The sequence below is a fragment of the Anaerovirgula multivorans genome (assembly GCF_900188145.1).
In the GTDB taxonomy this organism is placed as follows: Bacteria; Bacillota; Clostridia; order Peptostreptococcales; family Natronincolaceae; genus Anaerovirgula; species Anaerovirgula multivorans.
Genome location: NZ_FZOJ01000007.1, coordinates 1 through 19,680, shown reverse-complemented (window position 1 = coordinate 19,680; position 19,680 = coordinate 1). Strand labels below are relative to the sequence as shown.

18 protein-coding genes and 2 riboswitches are annotated in these 19,680 nt (G+C 33.6%); of the genes, 16 read left to right on the top strand and 2 right to left on the bottom strand.

Translation table 11 applies throughout. The features are described from left to right. Positions 1–10 precede the first annotated feature (10 nt). The 8 genes from CHB72_RS08880 to CHB72_RS08845 all read left to right on the top strand — a co-directional run bounded on the left by CHB72_RS08880 (position 11) and on the right by CHB72_RS08845 (position 8,134). Positions 11–793, top strand: coding sequence for an ABC transporter ATP-binding protein (locus tag CHB72_RS08880; RefSeq protein ID WP_089282538.1), 783 nt, complete (start codon positions 11–13; stop codon positions 791–793). Between the two features lie 15 nt (positions 794–808). Next, positions 809–1,522, top strand: coding sequence for an ABC transporter ATP-binding protein (locus tag CHB72_RS08875; RefSeq protein WP_089282537.1), 714 nt, complete (start codon positions 809–811; stop codon positions 1,520–1,522). A 341-nt stretch (positions 1,523–1,863) separates the two neighbouring features. Next, the gene (locus CHB72_RS08870; protein WP_089282536.1) at positions 1,864–2,955 is read left to right on the top strand and encodes a TMEM165/GDT1 family protein; all 1,092 of its coding nucleotides are present in this window, start codon (positions 1,864–1,866) and stop codon (positions 2,953–2,955) included. A 334-nt stretch (positions 2,956–3,289) separates the two neighbouring features. Further along, on the top strand, positions 3,290–3,769 hold the full coding sequence (locus tag CHB72_RS08865; RefSeq protein ID WP_089282535.1) for a flavodoxin domain-containing protein: 480 nt from the start codon (positions 3,290–3,292) through the stop codon (positions 3,767–3,769). Between the two features lie 109 nt (positions 3,770–3,878). After that, positions 3,879–4,463: an HDIG domain-containing metalloprotein gene (locus CHB72_RS08860; protein WP_089282534.1), complete on the top strand. Its 585-nt coding sequence runs from the start codon at positions 3,879–3,881 to the stop codon at positions 4,461–4,463. A 61-nt stretch (positions 4,464–4,524) separates the two neighbouring features. Further along, positions 4,525–5,292 carry an MBL fold metallo-hydrolase gene (locus CHB72_RS08855; RefSeq protein WP_089282533.1) on the top strand — a complete coding sequence of 256 codons (768 nt, stop codon included), beginning with the start codon at positions 4,525–4,527 and terminating at the stop codon, positions 5,290–5,292. Between the two features lie 231 nt (positions 5,293–5,523). After that, positions 5,524–7,017, top strand: coding sequence for an aminotransferase class I/II-fold pyridoxal phosphate-dependent enzyme (locus tag CHB72_RS08850; RefSeq protein ID WP_089282532.1), 1,494 nt, complete (start codon positions 5,524–5,526; stop codon positions 7,015–7,017). Positions 7,018–7,192: 175 nt separating this feature from the next. Continuing rightward, positions 7,193–8,134 (top strand): AEC family transporter, encoded by a 942-nt coding sequence (locus tag CHB72_RS08845; protein ID WP_089282531.1) that lies wholly within the window; start codon positions 7,193–7,195, stop codon positions 8,132–8,134. A 3-nt stretch (positions 8,135–8,137) separates the two neighbouring features. Here the strand turns inward: CHB72_RS08845 and CHB72_RS08840 are convergent, their stop codons facing one another. Then, positions 8,138–9,265 (bottom strand): amidase domain-containing protein, encoded by a 1,128-nt coding sequence (locus tag CHB72_RS08840; protein WP_089282530.1) that lies wholly within the window; start codon positions 9,263–9,265, stop codon positions 8,138–8,140. Positions 9,266–9,900: 635 nt separating this feature from the next. On the opposite strand from CHB72_RS08840, the gene CHB72_RS08835 reads away from it, so the two are divergent. From CHB72_RS08835 to CHB72_RS08800, 8 genes are all read left to right on the top strand, one after another. Beyond that, positions 9,901–10,842: an AEC family transporter gene (locus tag CHB72_RS08835; RefSeq protein ID WP_089282529.1), complete on the top strand. Its 942-nt coding sequence runs from the start codon at positions 9,901–9,903 to the stop codon at positions 10,840–10,842. Positions 10,843–11,070: 228 nt separating this feature from the next. Next, on the top strand, positions 11,071–12,003 hold the full coding sequence (locus CHB72_RS08830; protein WP_089282528.1) for a helix-turn-helix transcriptional regulator: 933 nt from the start codon (positions 11,071–11,073) through the stop codon (positions 12,001–12,003). Between the two features lie 127 nt (positions 12,004–12,130). Next, positions 12,131–12,577 (top strand): DUF3788 domain-containing protein, encoded by a 447-nt coding sequence (locus tag CHB72_RS08825; RefSeq protein ID WP_089282527.1) that lies wholly within the window; start codon positions 12,131–12,133, stop codon positions 12,575–12,577. A 184-nt stretch (positions 12,578–12,761) separates the two neighbouring features. After that, positions 12,762–14,342, top strand: a complete 1,581-nt coding sequence (locus tag CHB72_RS08820) for a glycoside hydrolase family 26 protein (RefSeq protein ID WP_207652530.1) — start codon at positions 12,762–12,764, stop codon at positions 14,340–14,342. Between the two features lie 10 nt (positions 14,343–14,352). Further along, positions 14,353–15,480 carry a leucine-rich repeat domain-containing protein gene (locus CHB72_RS08815; protein ID WP_089282525.1) on the top strand — a complete coding sequence of 376 codons (1,128 nt, stop codon included), beginning with the start codon at positions 14,353–14,355 and terminating at the stop codon, positions 15,478–15,480. Positions 15,481–15,564: 84 nt separating this feature from the next. Next, a riboswitch (SAM riboswitch) is annotated at positions 15,565–15,655 on the top strand. Positions 15,656–15,765: 110 nt separating this feature from the next. After that, a riboswitch (SAM riboswitch) is annotated at positions 15,766–15,882 on the top strand. 113 nt (positions 15,883–15,995) lie between these two features. Further along, the gene (locus CHB72_RS08810; RefSeq protein WP_089282524.1) at positions 15,996–17,228 is read left to right on the top strand and encodes a homoserine dehydrogenase; all 1,233 of its coding nucleotides are present in this window, start codon (positions 15,996–15,998) and stop codon (positions 17,226–17,228) included. A gap of 209 nt (positions 17,229–17,437) precedes the next feature. Continuing rightward, on the top strand, positions 17,438–17,980 hold the full coding sequence (locus tag CHB72_RS08805; protein WP_089282523.1) for a TDE2712 family protein: 543 nt from the start codon (positions 17,438–17,440) through the stop codon (positions 17,978–17,980). A gap of 107 nt (positions 17,981–18,087) precedes the next feature. Beyond that, positions 18,088–18,930 (top strand): CvfB family protein, encoded by an 843-nt coding sequence (locus CHB72_RS08800; protein ID WP_089282522.1) that lies wholly within the window; start codon positions 18,088–18,090, stop codon positions 18,928–18,930. Positions 18,931–19,008: 78 nt separating this feature from the next. Here CHB72_RS08800 and CHB72_RS08795 read toward each other — a convergent pair whose 3' ends face one another. Beyond that, the gene (locus CHB72_RS08795) at positions 19,009–19,203 is read right to left on the bottom strand and encodes a zinc-ribbon domain-containing protein (RefSeq protein ID WP_089282521.1); all 195 of its coding nucleotides are present in this window, start codon (positions 19,201–19,203) and stop codon (positions 19,009–19,011) included. Positions 19,204–19,680 lie beyond the last annotated feature (477 nt).

Here is a 19,680-nt window from a genome sequence, read left to right as displayed (position 1 = left end):
AGGGTATAATATGGCATTGCTAGATGTAAAGGGACTGACAAAAACTTTTGGAGGGCTGGTAGCTGTTAATAATATTGATTTCCAAATGGAGGATAAGCAAATTGTCAGTGTAATTGGTCCTAATGGTGCAGGCAAAACTACTTTTTTTAATGTTATTAGTGGATATTATCCTGATCATGTTGGAACAATTACATTTGGTGGACACAATCTTAAGGACCTCAATCCTGAAAAGGTAGCAGCTTATAGAATGGCTCGTACCTTTCAAAACATAAGATTATTTCCTGATATGTTAACGGTAGAGAATATACTTGTAGGTATGCACCTTCATTTATCTTCAAATCTATTTGATATTGTATTAAATACTAAACGGTTAAAGAGAGAAGAGAAGGAAGCATACGAAAGAGCTATGGAGCTTCTTAACTATGTAGGTTTAGAGGGGAAGGATAATGAACTTGCCAAAAATCTGCCCTATGGAGAACAAAGGCTGCTGGAAATAGCCCGTGCACTTGCTATCAAGCCTAAACTCTTATTACTTGATGAACCAGCTGCAGGACTAAACCCAAAAGAGACTGAAGCTATGAAGAACTTTATTATAAAAATACGGGATGAACTTGGACACTCTATCCTTTTGATAGAACATGATATGAAACTAGTTATGGGACTTTCAGATAAGATCACAGTAATCAATTATGGTGTTAAAATTGCAGAGGGAACCCCTGATGAAATAAAGAATAATCCAGAAGTAATAAAGGCATATCTTGGTGATGACACTACAACAGATGCAGTAGCATAAGGAGAGGGTAATTGTATGAACAAGACAATACTTGAAATAAATAATGTAGATACTTATTATGGTCAAATACATGCTTTAAAGAATATCTCTTTTGAGGTGAAGGAAGGTGAAATTGTTTCATTGATAGGTAGTAATGGGGCAGGTAAGACCACCACATTAAAAACAATTTCATCCCTTTTAAAGCCTGCAAAGGGAGAAGTGATTTTAAAAGAAAAAGTTATTAGTCGTATTCCTTCACATCTGGTTGCAGAAGGTGGTATTGCCCATGTACCAGAGGGAAGAAAAATATTCCCAAGAATGACTGTAGAGGAAAACCTTGAAATGGGTGGGTTTCGTTTTAAAGATATAAATAAGACAAAGAAAAATATGGATTATGCCTTTGAACTGTTTCCTAGATTGCAAGAGAGGCGGAAACAAAAGGGTGGTACCTTAAGTGGAGGAGAACAACAGATGCTGGCAATGGGTCGAGCCCTTATGAGTGAACCATCGCTACTTTTATTAGATGAGCCTTCAATGGGTTTGGCACCGCTATTAGTTGAGTTGATCTTCCAATCTATCCAAAAATTAAATTCAGAAGGAATAACCATACTATTGGTTGAACAAAATGCACATAAAGCATTAAAAATTGCCCACAGGGGATATGTACTTCAAACTGGAAGCATTGTTCTTACGGGAACAGGAGAAGAACTACTGCAGAATAATATGGTGAAAGAAGCATATTTAGGTTAAAGGTGTGTTAGGAGATATGCTTGATAGTATTAAATTACAGAATAAAAAAGGATATTTTACCTTGAAAACTACCATAACCTATGTTAAAATAATATTTATCAAAATTGAATAAACATACATTTGCAAACGAAAAAGGGAGTAGCTGTAGTGTAACTACGGATAGGATCAACATACTGACCTTTGGTCTGGTGCTATTCACTTTAGATTATCTAAAGGAGCGAGACTTTTACGTTTAATGAACCAGTATTATTCTAATACTAGTTTATTAAGCATAAAAGTTTCGCTTTTTTGTTTTAAATTTTGAAAACTAAGATACAGTATTGCAAGAAAGGAGCGTTTTCATGGTTTATGAAACAATTCAAGCATTTCTCTTTATCATTATGGCTGAAATGGGAGATAAAACCCAAATGCTGGCTATGGCCTTTGCCACTAAATATTCTCTGGGCAAAGTTCTTTTAGGAGTTTTTATAGGTGCAGCGCTTAATCATGGACTAGCAGCACTGTTAGGCACATACTTAACCAATGTAATTCCTATTCATACAATAAAATTGTTGGCAGCCCTTGCCTTTATTGGCTTTGGCTTATGGTCTCTAAAAATCGAAGATAATGAGGAGGAGGAAACTAGATCCTCTAGATTTGGGCCTATATTAACCGTTGCATCGGCCTTTTTTATGGGAGAAATTGGGGACAAGACACAATTAACTGTAATTACCTTAGCATCTCAGGCTAACTACCCTCTATTTATATTACTAGGAACTGTGGGAGGCATGATAGTTACTAGTGCTATGGGTGTTTTTATAGGAAGTATGCTAGGTAAAAAGGTACCAGAAGTTGCTTTGAAAATAGCTTCAGCCTCTGTATTTATTTTATTTGGACTACTAGGTCTTAAAGAAACGGTACCACAGGAATTGATGACAATACCAAGTATAAGCATATTTTTAGTAATTCTTACTACCATTGTTTTATGGATGATAAATAATATTCGAAAACGATCTTCCTTAGAAGACACACCCTATAAAAAAGCAGCTTCAGAGTTATATTTAAATACAAAAAGAGTACAAGAAGCGTTGGCCAGAGTATATCAAAGCAATAAAGAGTGTGCTGGATGTAGTGAAGAGGAATGTACAATCCGCTGGCTTAATCGGTATTTGCAAGAAGCTCAGAAAAGGGAAAAATTTATTACGGAGGAAGAATGGCATATTCCTTTATGTAAAGGAATATCCTGTAATCCAGATAAGTTAAAGGAGAGTTTGATAGAGACAATAAATACTTGTATGGAGTGCACTGTCCATCAAAAAAACTGTGTAGGAAATCAAACGAGAAAAACTCTAGAAATTTTATATTTTGGCAAATCTATTCCTTATAGAGGTAATAGTAAGAAATACTATGCTCAAATTAAAAAAATAGATCCTCAGTTTTTTCAATTGGATTGATGGATTCTATAGGAATCCTAGCAAAAGAATCAGATTTATGCTTTATCGCAGCCAATCAGGATTACCAGGTACGAAAGATTTTTTGCCATATTTTTTCGTTGTAAGTAGAAATGTAGCAAGATTTTTAAATCAAAAAAAGAAGTTGCATTAATTAGGCGATTTTGAAAATTTTAATAAAATTTGATATAATATTTGTTATGATCCAATTATCTTTTAAAAGCAGAGATATACATATAGTATAGAACTTATCTAGAATAATTTCCAAAATTATCTAGTATAAACCTATGATAAAGAGGTGGTATATAATGAAAAAAGTATTGTTGGAGGTGAAAACATGAATACCTTAATTGTTTATGCAAGTAAGTACGGGTGTACGGAGAAATGTACTGCAAATTTATCAAAAAAGCTTACAGGAAAAGTTGATGTATGTAATCTAAAAACTATAAAGACTATTGATATTTTCCAATATGATAAGGTGGTTATCGGTGGATCCATATACATGGGAAAAATTCAAAAAGAAGTAAGTGAATTCTGTTCGAAAAATCTGGATGTGCTTAAAGATAAAAAAATTGGAGTTTTCATCTGTTGTATGAGGGATGGGGATACTGCACAAAGGGAATTGAATGATGCTTTTCCACAAGAGCTAATAGAAAACGCTGTCGCAAAAGAATACTTTGGAGGAGAGTTTATATTTAGCAAGATGAGCTTTTTAGATAAGATAATAACGAAGAAAGTGGCTAAGACAGATCAAGATGCCTCAACCATTTCAGAAGAACGAATTAGCAGGTTTGGACAGTTAATGAACAAAGCGTGACAAGGATTTTGTTGATTATTTTAGCAATCACTTGACATTTTTTCTATAAAAGCTTAGTATGTTCTTTAAAGGAAAAAACTGAAAATTTACACGAAAGAAGGAGTTTTTTATGGGGAAGACAATACCAACTCGACAAGAGGCATATGAGCTTCTAAAAAAATATAATAAAAATGATAGTCTCATCATTCATGCTTTGACGGTAGAAGCTGTAATGCTTCACTTTGCTGAACTATTAGGTGAAAGTGATAGAAAAAAGTGGGGAATCATTGGTTTAATCCATGATATTGATTATGAAATGTATCCAGAGGAACATTGTAAAAAGGCAAGAGAAATTTTGGAAGAAAATAATTATCCAGAAGAATATATCCACGCAGTTCAAAGTCATGGATGGGGCATATGTGTTGATGTTGAACCTGTTGAAACAATGGAAAAGGTACTATATACTATTGATGAATTAACAGGGTTGATTACCGCAACTGTGCTTCTTCGTCCAAGCAAAAGTATACTTGATTTAGAAATAAAATCAGTTAAGAAGAAGTGGAAGCAAAAGGGATTTGCTGCTGGAGTAAACCGTGAGGTTATAGAAAAGGGTGCTGGAATTCTAGGCATGGATATGGATACCATCATTGGAGAAACGATTAAAGGTATGCAAAAGGTGGCAGAAGATATTGGTTTAAAGGGAGCAGAGGCGTAAGAAGATATATAGATTGTAGGAATAGAGCCTGTAGAATGTACCAAGCAAGGGAGAGAATAAGTTGGGAGAATTCAACAAAGCAACGTATGTATCTAATGCGGGACTGCTGTTAGAACTATATGATAAGAAAATTTTAATCGATGGTTTTTGCAACTCAATATTGCCTATTTATAAAAACCCACCTAATAGGTTAAAGGAGAAAATGATTTTAGGAGTGCCTCCTTTTGACAATATTGATATACTATTATTTACGCATCATCATAGTGATCATTTTGATTCCAAAAGCACAGGTGAGTTTTTGAAAAACAACAAAAATACCCTTGTTGTATCTACCAGCAAGGTAATAGAGGAAATAAATAATGTATATTGTGAGATAGAAGAAGATAGATTGATTATAGCAAAGCCCCTCCTATATAGCGGAGAAGATACTTACATAAAAGGAATTAATATTCAATCAATCTCTATGTTGCATCAGGGAGAGGAATACCAGGATGTTGAAAACCTTGGGTTTCTTATTGAAATAGGTGGAAAGAAAGTTTTGCATGTGGGTGATGCAAAGCCTATAAAAGAAAATTATATGGAGTTAGGTTTGACACATAAAAACATAGATTTACTTGGAGTAACATTTCCCTACGTAGGTGTTCATACAGGTAGACAAGTGATTGAAAAATATATTAAACCCCAGAAAATTGCAGTAATCCACTTGCCTCACAGAGAACTTGATCAGTATGGGTGGATAGATGCCACAAGGAAAAGCTATAGGAGGGTTCAACATAGCTTTGTGGAAACAGTATTTTTAGAAGAAATAGAAGCTACTATAGAGATATAGTAGCAGATTAGGGAGTTGGTTAATCATCATCAAAGTGAATAAATGAAAAATATAAAGTGGAAAAAAATAATTATTATAAAAGCATTGTATTTTGCAGAAATTTGTCTTATAATTGTCTAAGAAATTTAAATATGGAAAGCCTAACTAGCGCTCTGCAAAAGCCCAAAACTAATGCAACGAAGTAGGGGCTTTTTTTCTTGAAACAAAACAAGGAAAGGCTGGTGTTGATTCATGTACAAATTTGATCAAACAAAAACTCCATTATTTGATGCTCTATTGGAGTATGTAAATAATGACACTATCCCCTTCCATGTGCCGGGTCATAAAAAGGGGCAAGGAATGGTAAGCAAATTTAAAGATTTTATTGGAACCAATGTAATGTCGATTGATGTTACTGTATTTAAGCAGGTTGATAGTCTGCATAAACCAACCGGAGCAATAAAGGAAGCTCAAGAGTTGGCTGCTGATGCCAATAATGCTGACCATACCTTTTTTTGTGTTCATGGTACTTCTGGAGCAATTCAGGCAATGATTATGAGTGTTGTAAAAGAAGGAGATAAAATTCTCGTCCCCAGAAATATCCATAAATCTGTTACAGCTGGCATTATATTAAGTGGTGCTATGCCTGTGTATATGCAGCCAGAGATTGACAGTAATGTGGGCGTTGCCCTTAATGTTACCCCTGAAACTGTCAAATCAACACTAGAGCAAAACAGAGATGCAAAGGCGGTTTTAATCATTAATCCAACATATTATGGCATTTCGACAGATATTGAGAGGATAGCGGACATTGTACACAGCTATGATATTCCTCTAATTGTTGATGAAGCCCATGGGCCACATTTACATTTTAATGATAAACTACCTATATCTGCGATGGGTGCTGGTGCAGATATATGTGCTCAAAGTACCCATAAGATTATTGGCTCCCTTACCCAGAGCTCTATGCTTCAGGTAAGAGAAGGATACGTAGATGTAAATAGAATAAAAACAGTAATGAGTCTTCTTCAAACTACGAGTCCATCTTACATTCTATTGGCTTCCTTAGATGCTGCAAGAATGCAAATGGCCACTGAGGGTCAAGAGCTTTTAGATGAAACCATTCGGTTAGCTAAATATGCTAGAGCTGAAATCAATAATATTGATGGATTGTTCTGTTTTGGTGAAGAGATCGTAGGTGAGGAAGGTGCTTATGACTTTGATCCTACTAAGATAACTATTACATGTAAAGACCTTGGAATTTCAGGCCATGAGCTTGAAAGAACTCTGGCTGAGCAATACTTTATTCAACCAGAAATGTCCGATTTATATAATATACTTTGCGTATTCTCAATAGGAGATACCCGTGAAAAAGTTGATGCATTACTAAGTGCATTAAAGGAAATAAGCAAGACTTATGCGAATAGAGATAGAAAGAAAATAGATATCATTGATGTTCCCAAAATTCCTCTAAGAGTCTTATCCCCACGGGATGCTTTTAATGGAAGCACAATTTCTATGGCTTTAGAAGACAGTGTGGGAGAAATAAGCGCAGAGTTTTTATTAGCATATCCTCCTGGGATTCCAGTGCTTTGCCCCGGCGAGATTATTACTGACGAAATTCTAGAATATGTAGAGACTCTTAAGGATGCTGGGCTTTATGTTCAAGGAACAGATGATCCTGAAGTGAATTATATTAAAGTAGTAAATGATTGCGATCAGCTAGACATAATAACATCTGCATAGCATTTAAAGCATCTACTTGAATTTAAGCCGCTAGTTTCTATAATTAGAAACTAGCGGCTTAATAATAAGCTTCAAAATATGAGGCAACTACCAGTAGTTTATATAAAGAGAAGACTGTGTTAATATTGTGATATATAAAAACACATAACATCTTGACTAGGAGGTATATTATCTAATGACTATTTTTAGCGCAATACAAAGTATTCTTAGCATTATTATTCTAATTTCAATTGGTTATATCTTAACAAGAAAAGGCTGGTTTGACAGTAATACGTCGAAAGTGTTTGCTAGACTTGTCACAACAATTTCACTTCCTGCACTAATGATTTATAATTTTACAACTTCTTTTAGCAAGCAAATGTTTTTAGATTCGGCTACCGCCCTTATTATTCCATTTTTATCTATACTTATATGTTTTATCATCAGCGTTATTCTTTCCTACTTTTTTGTAGATCCCAGCAGACGTGGAATGTTTGAAACAATGTTTACAGTAGCAAATACAGTTTTTGTGGGACTTCCAGTTAATATTGCTTTGTTTGGAGAGGTTAGTATCCCCTATGCTTTATTGTACTTTGCAGCCAACACTTTATTTTTTTGGACTATTGGTGTTATGAAAATTAGCCAGGATGGAGGAAAAGACAAGAAATATGTTTTTTCAATTCAAACCGTCAAATCTATTTGCTCTCCCCCTATGATAGGTTTTTTTATCGGTATACTTCTTGTTCTCTTAGAAATTAGATTACCAAGCTTTATAATTGATACAAGCAGATATCTGGGAAACTTAACGACACCGCTATCTTTACTATTTATTGGGATGACTTTTCATTCTATCGACCTTAAAAGACTTTCCTTCAATATGGATCAGTTATTATTGTTTGTAGGCCGATTTATTATTTCACCCCTTGTAGTGTATGTTTTATCTATGTTTTTTCCAGTTCCACCATTAATGCTTAAAGTATTTATTATTCAGGCTACAATGCCTATTATGGCACAAGTGGCTATTGTTGCTAAAGCCTATGATGGAGATTATGAATATGCAACAGTTATGATTACACTTACAACCTTAGCAAGTGCTTTGGTGATTCCTTTATACATGGTGTTATTGAGTAAGATGTAATAACTAATAATGTACACGAACTAACGAAAATTTTATTCCATTATCACTCCAGCCTAAGTCCCAGGGAACCCTATATCGGTCTGAATTATGGGAATTTACTAGAATATATCCCTTTGAATCCATGCCAGTTACAACGGATATATGGGTAACCTTTCCCTTTTTTTCATAAGCAATATAATCCCCAGGCAACAGTCGATAGGAGGACTCTAATACTTTTTCATAGGATCCATGGGTCATAACAGATCCTCTACCACTATAAACCATATAGTTATGAAAAGCACGAGCATTTACCCAGGCTTTACTACCCGCCCCTCGCTCATAGTTCCATGTCCCATTCTTTCTAAAGCCTCCTCCTTCATATAGCATTTGAGATGCAAAGTTCGCACAATCTCCCCCTTGGGGATTATAATCTCTATATTTGGAGTTATATTTAAAGCCATACTCTGGCAAGCCAGCAGCACCACAGTATTGGTCTGTATAATCCACTGCTTTCACTCTTCTCTCATTAAGGTCTGAAAGATTTTTTGGTTCTCCTGAAAGAATAATTTGCTGTACATCCTGGCTTTCAATTTCATCTAAATGCAAAGAATCAGCAAAGGGATCGGTATACCATTCCCTTGTTATGCCCCAGCCTTCTCCGTAAGGCATTAGGTCTAGGGAGTGGTATGTGCCGATTCTAAAGGAATTATCTACATTAGATGTGTCCTCATAAACATATTGATATTCTGTGGAAACCAATAGATTTAGTGAGAATCCATCCTGCTTCTTGCTAGCATTTCTTACAATGATTTGAGAATCTATCTTTGTAATTTTTATAGATTGTTTAGCTGACCAATTATGGAGATACTTCATTTTTTTTAGTTCATGCTCATAGGCCCATAATCCATTTCGAACCTGTATGTTATATAAACTTTCGAGAGTGGCTCTATCCCCCTTTAATAAGGCTGTATTTCTTATTTCAAATATTTCTTCTATTTTTAGTGCTAACATCTTATTGATATTTTCATCTAAAAATACTGCTGAGGTTTTTGAAGATAGATTCCATAAATGAATTCCTAATCCACAGATTACTATGAAAATAGTGACCAATAGAAGAATAATAATTTTTTTAAATCTAATGATAATGATCATCTGGTTCCCTCCAAAACATACTCATAGGAGTATATGTGTAAAGCTTAGCTACTATGACCAGCGATTTTATTTCTCAATGGATTTAATTTTAAACTTAAATTTTTTCTCATCTATAAATAATTTAGTTCCTGAAACTATAGATAACCAATTTTAAACTTTAATTGCACTCTGTGAAAGTGACTGACAGCAAATCAAAGATTTGGGTCATCTACTTTTGATATACACGGTCTACGGTTTCGCCCAAAACCACGGGCTGCAAATGTAGCCCTTAGTATATCAAAAATTCACCTTGTATAAGCGACTGACATGAAATCATAGATTTCAGTCATCTGCTTAAGTTCTATAGTTGGTTACCCATATAATAGAATGATTGAATTAATAACAGAGAACAACTCAAACACTAGAAAACCTACCTAAAAGGAAAATAGAGTCTATTTGACAATATAAGGCGTTGGAGGTATAATACGATGATAATATTAATATGGAAATTTATTTCGGAGATGTAGTGATTGATCTCCTGCTTTCATATTGTATAAGCGACTAATACCAAATTATAGATTCGGGTGATCAACTTATGGAAGCAGCAGGCTAAGAGCAATACACCGAAGGATCAAACAGAGAAAGGTACACTATTTATGACTAATATTTTTGCAAAAGTAATACCAATACTTTTATTGATTTCGCTTGGACAGTACTTAAGGTATAAGGAAATTCTTCATCAGAGTAGTATTGATGAAATTAAAAAAGTAGTAATTGATATAGCTCTTTCAGCAGTGCTTTTTATAGCATTTATTAATATGGAGCTAAAGGCTGAATATTTTCTTGTCTTTATCATCATGTTTATTTTAATGAACATTTTTTATTTTGTGGGAGGGGCATTAAATCGAATAAATCGACTAAGTCATCCTTTACTGCCCTTTATTACATCAGGATTTACCTTTGGTTTGTTAGGAATACCATTATTTACTACGGTTTTTGGCATCGAGAATATTGGAAAGTTATCTATTTTAGGGGTTGGACATGAATTTTTCGTATGGCTTTTATTCTATCCCTCCATGGCTATGAAATTTAAAAACCAAAAATTTTCTCTAAAGACTGTAAAAGAAATTTTTCAATCTCCTTTAATGATTAGTATTATTTTGGGTATGACTTTCAATATTACAGGTTTAGGAATATGGATTCAAGAAAACCCCGTTGTAAATGGATTTTATACTACGATACAATATTTATCCAATTTAGCTACTCCATTAATTTTGATCATTGTGGGTTTTGGATTGAAATTTGATAAAAAATATATGAAGCAAAGCATAAAGTTTGTTATGGTTCGAATGATTAGCATTTTAACCGTAGGTTATGTGTGTAAATACTTAATTATTGATCGTATTATAACAGCAGATCTAATGTTTGATTATGCCTATTTCACTTTCTTGATTTTGCCACCACCACTTTCTTTGTCAATATTTGTTGGTGCTTATAGTACAAAGGAATATGAGGAATTAGCTAACAATACTGTTGTATTAAATACGGTAGTTAGTATAGCGATATTTATTTTATTTATTGTAATTAAGCAATTCTAGAAGTGTAAACCAACGAACACCTGCTAAAAGCTACTGCAGGTGTTTTTTTGTTGTACAAGAAGGCATAAGTTTTTTAGAAAAACAATAGTAGATGCTATAAAATGTGCAGATTTTTATGCTAATAAAGACTTCTGCTTTTTATCAATATTTTGGTAAGGTAAGAAAGCGCAATATATGGTATAATATGGATACAAATGTAAAGACTTGCTGAAATAGGCGGTGATTGATTTGAAACTGGATAGATTGATGTCTATTCTGGTGATTTTGCTTAGAAAAGAACGTGTACAGGCTAAAGAATTAGCTGAAATGTTTGATGTTTCTGTTAGAACAATACTCCGAGATGTGGATACTCTAAATCTTGCGGGGATACCTATTGTTACCTATCGAGGCTCAAAGGGTGGGATAGGGATTGTTGAAGGTTATCGCTTAGATAGAAGTATTCTTACTGATGAGGAGATGACTACAATTATAACTGCATTAAGAAGCTTAGCCACTACCATTTCTGATCCTAAACATGAGGTATTAATGGAAAAGTTCAAAAACACCTTGTCGGCATCTCAGTATAGTTTAATGAATTTTAAAATCAATCAGTTTATTGTGGATTTGTCTCCCTGGGGCGGTGGCGATGAATTAAAACTAAAAACTGATATTCTTCATCAGGCAATAGAAAAATGTAGAGAAGTTGTGTTTACATACAATGATTCTAAAGGTGTAAGCACAGACCGTAGGATAGAACCCTATTCACTTGTTTTAAAGACTCAGAAATGGTATTTATACGGATGGTGCTTTAAAAGAGAAGCGTTTCGTCTTTTCAAGCTATCAAGAATGAGAGAAATAGAAATACTAGACAGGGTTTTTATACCTAAGGAGGTGTCTTTAGAACAACTTCCCTGGGAAAGCCAATGGAAGCAGCCAGATAATATGATTCAGCTGCAATTGATCTTTGAAAAGGAAATGAAAAGTATTGTAGAGGAGTGGTTTGGTGCTGAGGCTATTATTCTGGATGATGAAAGGCTGATGATTAGTGCAACACTTCCAGAAAACAACTGGCTTTATGGTTTTATCTTAAGCTTTGGGACAGCAGTGGAGGTTATAAGTCCTCCTCATATTCGAAGAATTCTTGGGGAAATAGCAGAAGGAATTCAAAAAAAATATTTTTAGAAACATGACCGACTGTTGTCATGTTTGAAATGGTATAATTTAGAAAAACCTAAAGGAGGTACCTGAAAGTGAACTACTAACTAGGATTGTGTTTCCTATTAAATAAGAGAAGAAGGGATGAAGTATAATGATTGTAAGGGATTTGATTTTAGACGGTCTTCATACACCTACATATGATGAGATATGTCAATACATCAGTAAACCTGCAAGGATTCTGTGGCAGGATATCAATTCATTTATTCAGCAAGAATACAAAGCGTCCCCCAAGATCGCATACAGTAAGTGTTCTGGCAAACCTGGATGGAATGTAAAATATAAAAAATCTAACAAATCCCTTTGCACACTGTATCCTGAAAAGGAAGGCTTTGTTGTATTGCTTGTAATAACATTAGAGTTGCTGCCTGTTATTGAAGCTATGGAGAAGGAATTTGAGACTGATGTTTTGGAGGTAATAAGATCTGCAAAACCTTTCAATGGTACACTTTGGTTGATGATACCAGTAAATAAAGCTTCGAGCTTAGAAAATATAAAGCAACTTCTATTGATTAAGCATGATATAGTTTGTCATAAATAAATCAATAAAAAATTATTGTAACAGTGGATAGTTTTAAGGCTTAGTATAATTCTAAGTCTTATTTTTTTGCAATTGATGATAAAGGGAAAGGAATTGAAAGAAAAATGTCTAATTATAGTAGTTGAGGAACTTTTAACGTATACTAGAATTTTCATGAAAAACTACAACTAAGGGAGAGAAGATGATGCCAAAGAGAATTACTGTTTTTGTGGTTTTATTGATTTTCGGCATTTCAACAGCAAGTCTAAGTGCATATGGAAATGATTCTGCAACGATCTATATTAAAAATGGTCAACAAACAAAGTCATCTGATTTTAGCATTCAAGATGATTTCAAATCCATTAAACCTATTACCAGTACGCACAATCAATATATTGATTATTCCCATGGATATTCTATGTATTATCCTAATCATATGTCGGTAGATACGACGCTGTCAGAGGTTAGAACAGTTATCGCTGATCAAGATACACGAATTGAAATATATTATGATAATTTCAAAGGCACAATTCATAATGCTGATAGATATATTAATTATAGCAGCCGCTTCAAAACCAATAAAGAAGATCATACAGTGGAAAAGGATTTAAGCCTTCAGGTAAATGGTCTAAGGGCACACTTGTTAAAGTGGCAGAGGGAAAAGCTTGAAAGCCTAACAAATGATAAAAACTATTATGTTAATGCCAAGATTGTTAAAAATCAAAACGAGGTTTATACAATTTTTATTAAATCCGCCAAGCCAGTACAGGATTATATGACCATTATTAATAGTTTTAATGTAATTGAAAAAAAGGCAACCCCCAAAATTCATACTACCTATAAAGCTACAGAAAAAAAGCTGAATCAAGAAACAAGAGACTTTTATAATAAATATTTTCTAGAAAGTGATTCTCTAAAATGGGGAATATTTGAATGGACAGCAGCCTCCAATTACAATTTTTTAAATAGTCTAGAGGAAAGGTTAGATTATAATTTTGAATTTATAGTACGATATCAGGATTTAAGTACAAATTTTCCAATGGAGGAAATGATGCATGCCTATAATAATAACAAATATGTAGAGCTGACCCTTCAGACAAAGCATGCCCATCATAGTGATACTGATGATCCAAGCATTACCTATGATTTGCTCAATGGAAAATATGACGAATTTTTAAACCAATATGCTAGGGATGTAAAGGAGTTCGGGCATCCAGTGCTTTTTAGGTTAAATAATGAAATGAACGGAGATTGGTGTATCTATTCAAGTTATTTCACCTCAAATGATACAGAGTTATTCAAAGCAACCTGGCGTTATATTTATAATATCTTTCAAGAAAATGGAGTGGACAATGCATTGTGGGTATGGAATCCTCATGATCTGTCCTTTCCAGGATTTCAATGGAATCACTATTTAACCTATTATCCTGGAGACCAATATGTAGACATTATAGGGTTAACTGGATATAACCCGGGAAATTATTTCAAAGGTGAATCATGGAGAAGCTTTAATGAAATATATCCTAGCCTTTATAAGGAATATAGTTCTATTTTTCAACAGCCATTTATGATCACGGAATTTGGTTCCAATTCCTTTGGTGGAGATAAGTTGGGCTGGATTAGAGATATGTTTGACAATATTGATCAATTTGAAAATATAAAAGTCGCTATTTGGTGGAACGGCATAGACTATGATCATGAAGGTAATCCAGGAAGAATCTATAGGTTAGATCAGAGTGATGAAATGCTAGGAATTTTCAAAGATGGTTTGACAAAATATAAATAAGGAGGACAGTATGGGAAAACCACGGAATTATCAGAAGGATGCCTACTGGGGATTAGGATATCTATTTATATTAATGATATTGTATATACGGGGGATCAACGCTTTTCCTGATGGAGGATTTCCAGCTATATGGATAGGCTCTACGATTGGAGTTTCTCTTGGCTGTTTAATTCGAAAAGATAATTTAAAAGAATTAGAGTTTATGGCTGTTCCAATACTGATGCTAGTGAATTATATGCTTTTTAGAAATTCAATTTATATGCCTAATTATATCGTACTTTATGTAGGTATTACGGGATTAGTTATTTATTATTTTTACAAAGTTCCTTCTAGTTGGAGGCTGTATAAAATTATGGCTGTGATACTTTTGTTAATAGGGTTTCTAGCTTTAGATTATCATACATATTCCAATCGGATCATTAAAGATAGAAATTTTGATAGATACGTAAAAAAGGAGTTTGACATAGGAGGCAGTATCACAGAGGCGGATTTATGGGATATAGAGGAGTTATTTCTATCGGAGAGAGATAACATTGTAAGCCTTGAAGGTATCCATCATTTTAAGAATTTAAGAAAATTACATTTATGGGGTGGGAATATTATAACGGATTTTAGCCCTTTAGGGGATTTAAATAATTTAGAGAGATTAATGACTTGGTATATGGATATGGATAAGCTTATAGAAACAGGAGAAATGACTTCTTTAGAAGAACTTGAGCTTTTATATCCCAAAAGAGGTAAAATTACTGGCTTAGAAAACTTTCCTAATCTAAAAAGCTTCCGAATACAAGGAAAATCCTTTGAAGACCTAAGGGGATTGCAAGGACCAGAGGACTTAGAATTATTGTTTATTGGGGCTGGTCAAGTTATTAGTTTTGAAGGAATTGAAGCTTTTCCCAACCTAAGAGAGCTGGGCCTTTTCAACCTAAATGTAACAGATATCAGTGAAATATTTGATTTAGAAAAGCTAGAGAAGATTCAGTTTGAAGGAGGGCGTATACACAATCCAAAACAATTTGAGGAAATGGTAGAAGAACGGGGTATTTATCTGAAAAAAATCAAAACCCTCGAAGAACAAATAAGAGAAGAAATAAATGAGACAGCTCATCAAAAACAAAAATCGCCTAAATTGAAATAGATATAAAATAAAATATCTATGGAAAACATAAAAAATGTTTACAATAAAAATAGTATGTGATAGTATATTATTAATTTCATATGTAGCTTATCGAGAATTAGGGGAGAGAGTTGGCTCTATGATCCTATACCAACCTACTAATAACGTAAGGTGGTCCGGCTGACAACGATAAGAGGGTATACTTATTTATTAGATAATTAATAAATCCTTCTTAGTGTTGTGTTAAGAAGGATTTTTTCATTTGTATCCAAGTGAGGAGACCTTCATTAAAAATTGAATAAATAAATCTTATCAAGAGAGGTAGAGGGACTGGCCCGATGAAACCCGGCAACAGCTAGCTTAAAGTAAAGCTTTAGGCTGGAAATGTGCTAATTCCTGCAGCGTTAAGCTGAAAGATAAGAGTGTCCCCTATGCAACGCTATATCCTGTTGTTTAGAGCCACTTCTTATCCTAAGAAGTGGCTTTTATGATTTAAGGCAGAGACTAAAAATATAATTTGAAAGGAAAAATGAAAAATGAAAATTGGACTTTTAGGATTAGGTACAGTAGGGAGTGGTGTCTTTGAAATACTCCATGAAAGAAGAGGACATCTTGAAAAAATTTATGGAGAAACCATTGAAATATCTAAAGTTCTTGTAAAGAACCGTGAAAAGAAAAGAGGTATTTGTAGAGAAGGTGACCTTCTTACTACGAATCCTTATGAAATCCTAGATGATGAATCTATTGACTTAGTAGTGGAAGCAATTGGAGGAATAGAGGAGGCTTATGATTATATTCAATATGCTTTAAATAAAGGGAAACACGTAGTAACTGCCAACAAGGCAGTTGTAGCAAAACATATAGATGCGTTATTAACCTTAGCGGAAAATAATCATAGAGCTTTTCTATTTGAAGCTAGCGTAGGAGGAGGGATCCCCTTAATTAAACCTTTAAAACAGTGTAGCCTTATTAATGAATTTACTGAAATTAAAGGAATATTGAACGGAACCAGTAACTTTATTTTAACAAAGATGATGGAGGAGGATTTAGATTTTCAAGAAGCCTTAAAAATAGCACAAGAATTAGGATATGCAGAAGCAGACCCAAAAGATGATATCGAGGGAAATGATGTAGCAAGAAAATTGGCGATTTTAACTACAATTGCTTTTCAAAATAACATTAGATTAGAAGATGTTAAATACAGAGGAATCAGCAATATTTCAAGAAGAGATATAAAAACCTTCAAGAAAATGGGCTATTCTATTAAGCTGATAGGCAAAGCAATTGTGCAGGAGAAAAATATATCTGTACTGGTTGAACCAGTATTGATTAAAAATACTTCACAATTTGATAAAGTAAAAAATGCTTATAATATGGTCTTACTTAAGGGAAATAATGTAGGAGAATTGAGACTCTATGGAGAAGGGGCAGGAAAAAAGGCAACAGCAAATGCAGTAGTCTGTGATATTATTGATGTCATAACGGATGGATGCACAAAAAATACAATTCTTAGAGAGGAAAAATTTAAAGCAGCAGAGACTAAATTTTTTGAAGGTAAATACTATATTCGAGTTACTGAAATGAATGGAGATATAAAACAGGAAATTGATGATTTGCTTAAAAATAAGCAAGTGAGTTATAGGATTGCTGAAAAAGAAGATTTTACAATAGTAACAAGAGAGATACAGGGTGATGTTATGGAGGATATTGTAAAAAAACTAGCTGCTTATGGGTTAAGCTTCTTTTATGCAAGAATAGAGGAAGAATAGATTTTTGGTCATCTACTTTTCCGCCAAGGTCGAAACCGTAGACCGTGTATATTAAAATTCAAGTATAGAGTCACATTCCTATAGCATGAAGAGAGTGTAAATCATAACTTCAACCTATGCTTGATGATATTTCTTTTAAATTAGGTGGATTTGGGCATAAATATATCATATAATGAGTTTGATACAAATATGCTCAAGGGAGTGATCATATGATAAAAAGAATAGAGATAAAACTAGATGTGATTGAAGCCATGCTCTATTTTTGGCAGACAACGAATGAAAGAGAGAAGGTAGGAGAAGCATATATCAACAATATAGCTGAATTTCCTGCTATGACTTACATATACGATGAAGAGTTTAATAAAGAATCTGTTAGAAAGGTGCTTAGTGCTATTTCTAATAGAGAACTGATGAATAGTCCTGTTAAAAAGGAGAGAAAATTTTGGAACAACAATATGTGGATGATGGAGGATTTAGAGTATACAAATATGATGATATCGCCTCTAAAGGTTTTAAATCTAGATACTCTTATTTCAAAGCTGAATAGTAAAGAGATAAAGACAAAATATGAGATACTAGAGGTAGCATTTGTTCCTGGACATCAAGATGAGTATTTGATTCGTGAAAACAAACTAATCGTTAACTTTTTCAGAGTAAAGTCAGATTTGTATGAGGAAGGTAAAGTAACGATTGAGGATAAGCTACTGTTGGATTATATGGAGGAAAAGCTTACAGAATTAATTAACGACTAGACCTCCAATACAGATCGATTATTATATTAAGCAGAGTATTGAGGAATGATTAATTTGGAGTAGTATAATCTATATTATTCACTCTAAAAAGTCGGAGAGGATGGAATATGATAAAATTAGGTGAGTTACAAAAACTTCAGGTTGTAAAAAGCACGGAGATAGGAGTATATTTAAATTCAAAGGATCAGCCCAGTAGAGAAGGTATTCTATTACCACAAAATCAAGTGGAAGAGGGACTGAACATAGGTGATGAATTAGAAGTATTTGTTTATAAAGACTCTCAAGACCGAATGATTGCTACCACAAAGAAACCTAAAATTCACCTTGGGGAAGTCGCTTTTTTAAAGGTAGTGGAGGTTACGAAAATAGGTGCATTTTTGGACTGGGGATTAGAAAAGGATTTGTTGTTACCCTTCAAGGAACAAACGAAGAAAGTCCAACAGGGCAGAGAATACTTAGTAGGCATGTATATAGACAAAAGCGATAGACTATGTGCCACAATGAACATTTCTAAGATATTAAGTAGTGAATCACCCTATAAGGTGGATGACCGAGTTCGAGGAATAATTTATAGTCTTAATAGAGACATAGGCGCATTTGTAGCAGTTGAAAATAAATATCAAGGACTTATTCCTAAAAATGAACTCTATGGAGATTTTGAAAAGGGAGATAGAATAGAAGCAAGGGTAGCCAAGCTTAAAGAGGATGGCAAGCTAGATTTAAGTATAAGAGAAAGAGCATATAAGCATATCGAAGATGATGCTCAACTTATTTTGAATAGACTACAGATGAATAGAGGGTTCTTACAGTTAAACGATGATAGTTCACCACAAAAGATTAAAGAAGAATTAAATATTAGCAAAAATGCCTTCAAAAAAGCAGTAGGAAGATTATTAAAAGAAGGAAGAATTAAAATAAAAAATGATGGAATTGAAATAATAAGAAAATAAAATGAGGCTACAGTTCTGAGGGAGTATCAGCAATATATCGAAGGATAATTAAAGGGAGAGTATAGACTCCCCCTTTTTTTACCATTTTTTATTAAATCCACCATCTCTGTTACTGCTTCTACCACTGTTTCGTTGTTGCTTTCTTGCTTTTCTACAGGATGGGCATCTCTGAGGTTCATTATCAAATCCCTTTTCCTTATAGAAAGCTTGCTCGCTTTCGGTGAAAACGAAATCGGTGTTACAGTCTTTACAGCTGATTGTTTTATCTGCCATTGATATACCTCCATAATTTATTTGGGTTAATTAGTTTTTGTTCTTCATTCCAACTAAACTATAGAGCGTCTTACAAAAATTAATTAATCCGATAATTTAATTGACTAGTCTAATCATAATGCAAAAAACCAATATTTGCAAGATTAATTTCCAAAAATTATGAATTTTTTTTGGTATATTTTAGCAATAAAATTAATTGAACATCCATCTATAAAATGATGGGTGTTTCTTGTCTTTGAGGCCATAGAGAATGGTGTCAAAATATAATACATTTTGTAAACTTTACTATTTATTGTTAGAAAAAATCGAAAAAGAGAGATTATTTATGATTATACAATACAATGTTCGAGAAGTTTTTCAGGCTTTTTTTGTTACTATTTACTTACCTAAGTTTTGTACAAATAACTAAACTGTATTTAGAAAATCATGGAAGCTTAATTGAACATACTTAGGTTGTAATGCTTCAACAAATAGTTT

What these genes read in the sequence shown, in the direction of transcription:
- CHB72_RS08835 (WP_089282529.1), top strand. Translation starts at nt 9,901, where the DNA reads ATGACTAATATTTTTGCAAAAGTAATACCAATACTTTTATTGATTTCG.
- CHB72_RS08860 (WP_089282534.1), top strand. Translation starts at nt 3,879, where the DNA reads ATGGGGAAGACAATACCAACTCGACAAGAGGCATATGAGCTTCTAAAA.
- CHB72_RS08850 (WP_089282532.1), top strand. Translation starts at nt 5,524, where the DNA reads ATGTACAAATTTGATCAAACAAAAACTCCATTATTTGATGCTCTATTG.
- CHB72_RS08880 (WP_089282538.1), top strand. Translation starts at nt 11, where the DNA reads ATGGCATTGCTAGATGTAAAGGGACTGACAAAAACTTTTGGAGGGCTG.
- CHB72_RS08865 (WP_089282535.1), top strand. Translation starts at nt 3,290, where the DNA reads ATGAATACCTTAATTGTTTATGCAAGTAAGTACGGGTGTACGGAGAAA.
- CHB72_RS08840 (WP_089282530.1), bottom strand. Translation starts at nt 9,265, where the DNA reads ATGATCATTATCATTAGATTTAAAAAAATTATTATTCTTCTATTGGTC.
- CHB72_RS08805 (WP_089282523.1), top strand. Translation starts at nt 17,438, where the DNA reads ATGATAAAAAGAATAGAGATAAAACTAGATGTGATTGAAGCCATGCTC.
- CHB72_RS08800 (WP_089282522.1), top strand. Translation starts at nt 18,088, where the DNA reads ATGATAAAATTAGGTGAGTTACAAAAACTTCAGGTTGTAAAAAGCACG.
- CHB72_RS08810 (WP_089282524.1), top strand. Translation starts at nt 15,996, where the DNA reads ATGAAAATTGGACTTTTAGGATTAGGTACAGTAGGGAGTGGTGTCTTT.
- CHB72_RS08875 (WP_089282537.1), top strand. Translation starts at nt 809, where the DNA reads ATGAACAAGACAATACTTGAAATAAATAATGTAGATACTTATTATGGT.
- CHB72_RS08815 (WP_089282525.1), top strand. Translation starts at nt 14,353, where the DNA reads ATGGGAAAACCACGGAATTATCAGAAGGATGCCTACTGGGGATTAGGA.
- CHB72_RS08820 (WP_207652530.1), top strand. Translation starts at nt 12,762, where the DNA reads ATGCCAAAGAGAATTACTGTTTTTGTGGTTTTATTGATTTTCGGCATT.
- CHB72_RS08795 (WP_089282521.1), bottom strand. Translation starts at nt 19,203, where the DNA reads ATGGCAGATAAAACAATCAGCTGTAAAGACTGTAACACCGATTTCGTT.
- CHB72_RS08825 (WP_089282527.1), top strand. Translation starts at nt 12,131, where the DNA reads ATGATTGTAAGGGATTTGATTTTAGACGGTCTTCATACACCTACATAT.
- CHB72_RS08845 (WP_089282531.1), top strand. Translation starts at nt 7,193, where the DNA reads ATGACTATTTTTAGCGCAATACAAAGTATTCTTAGCATTATTATTCTA.
- CHB72_RS08870 (WP_089282536.1), top strand. Translation starts at nt 1,864, where the DNA reads ATGGTTTATGAAACAATTCAAGCATTTCTCTTTATCATTATGGCTGAA.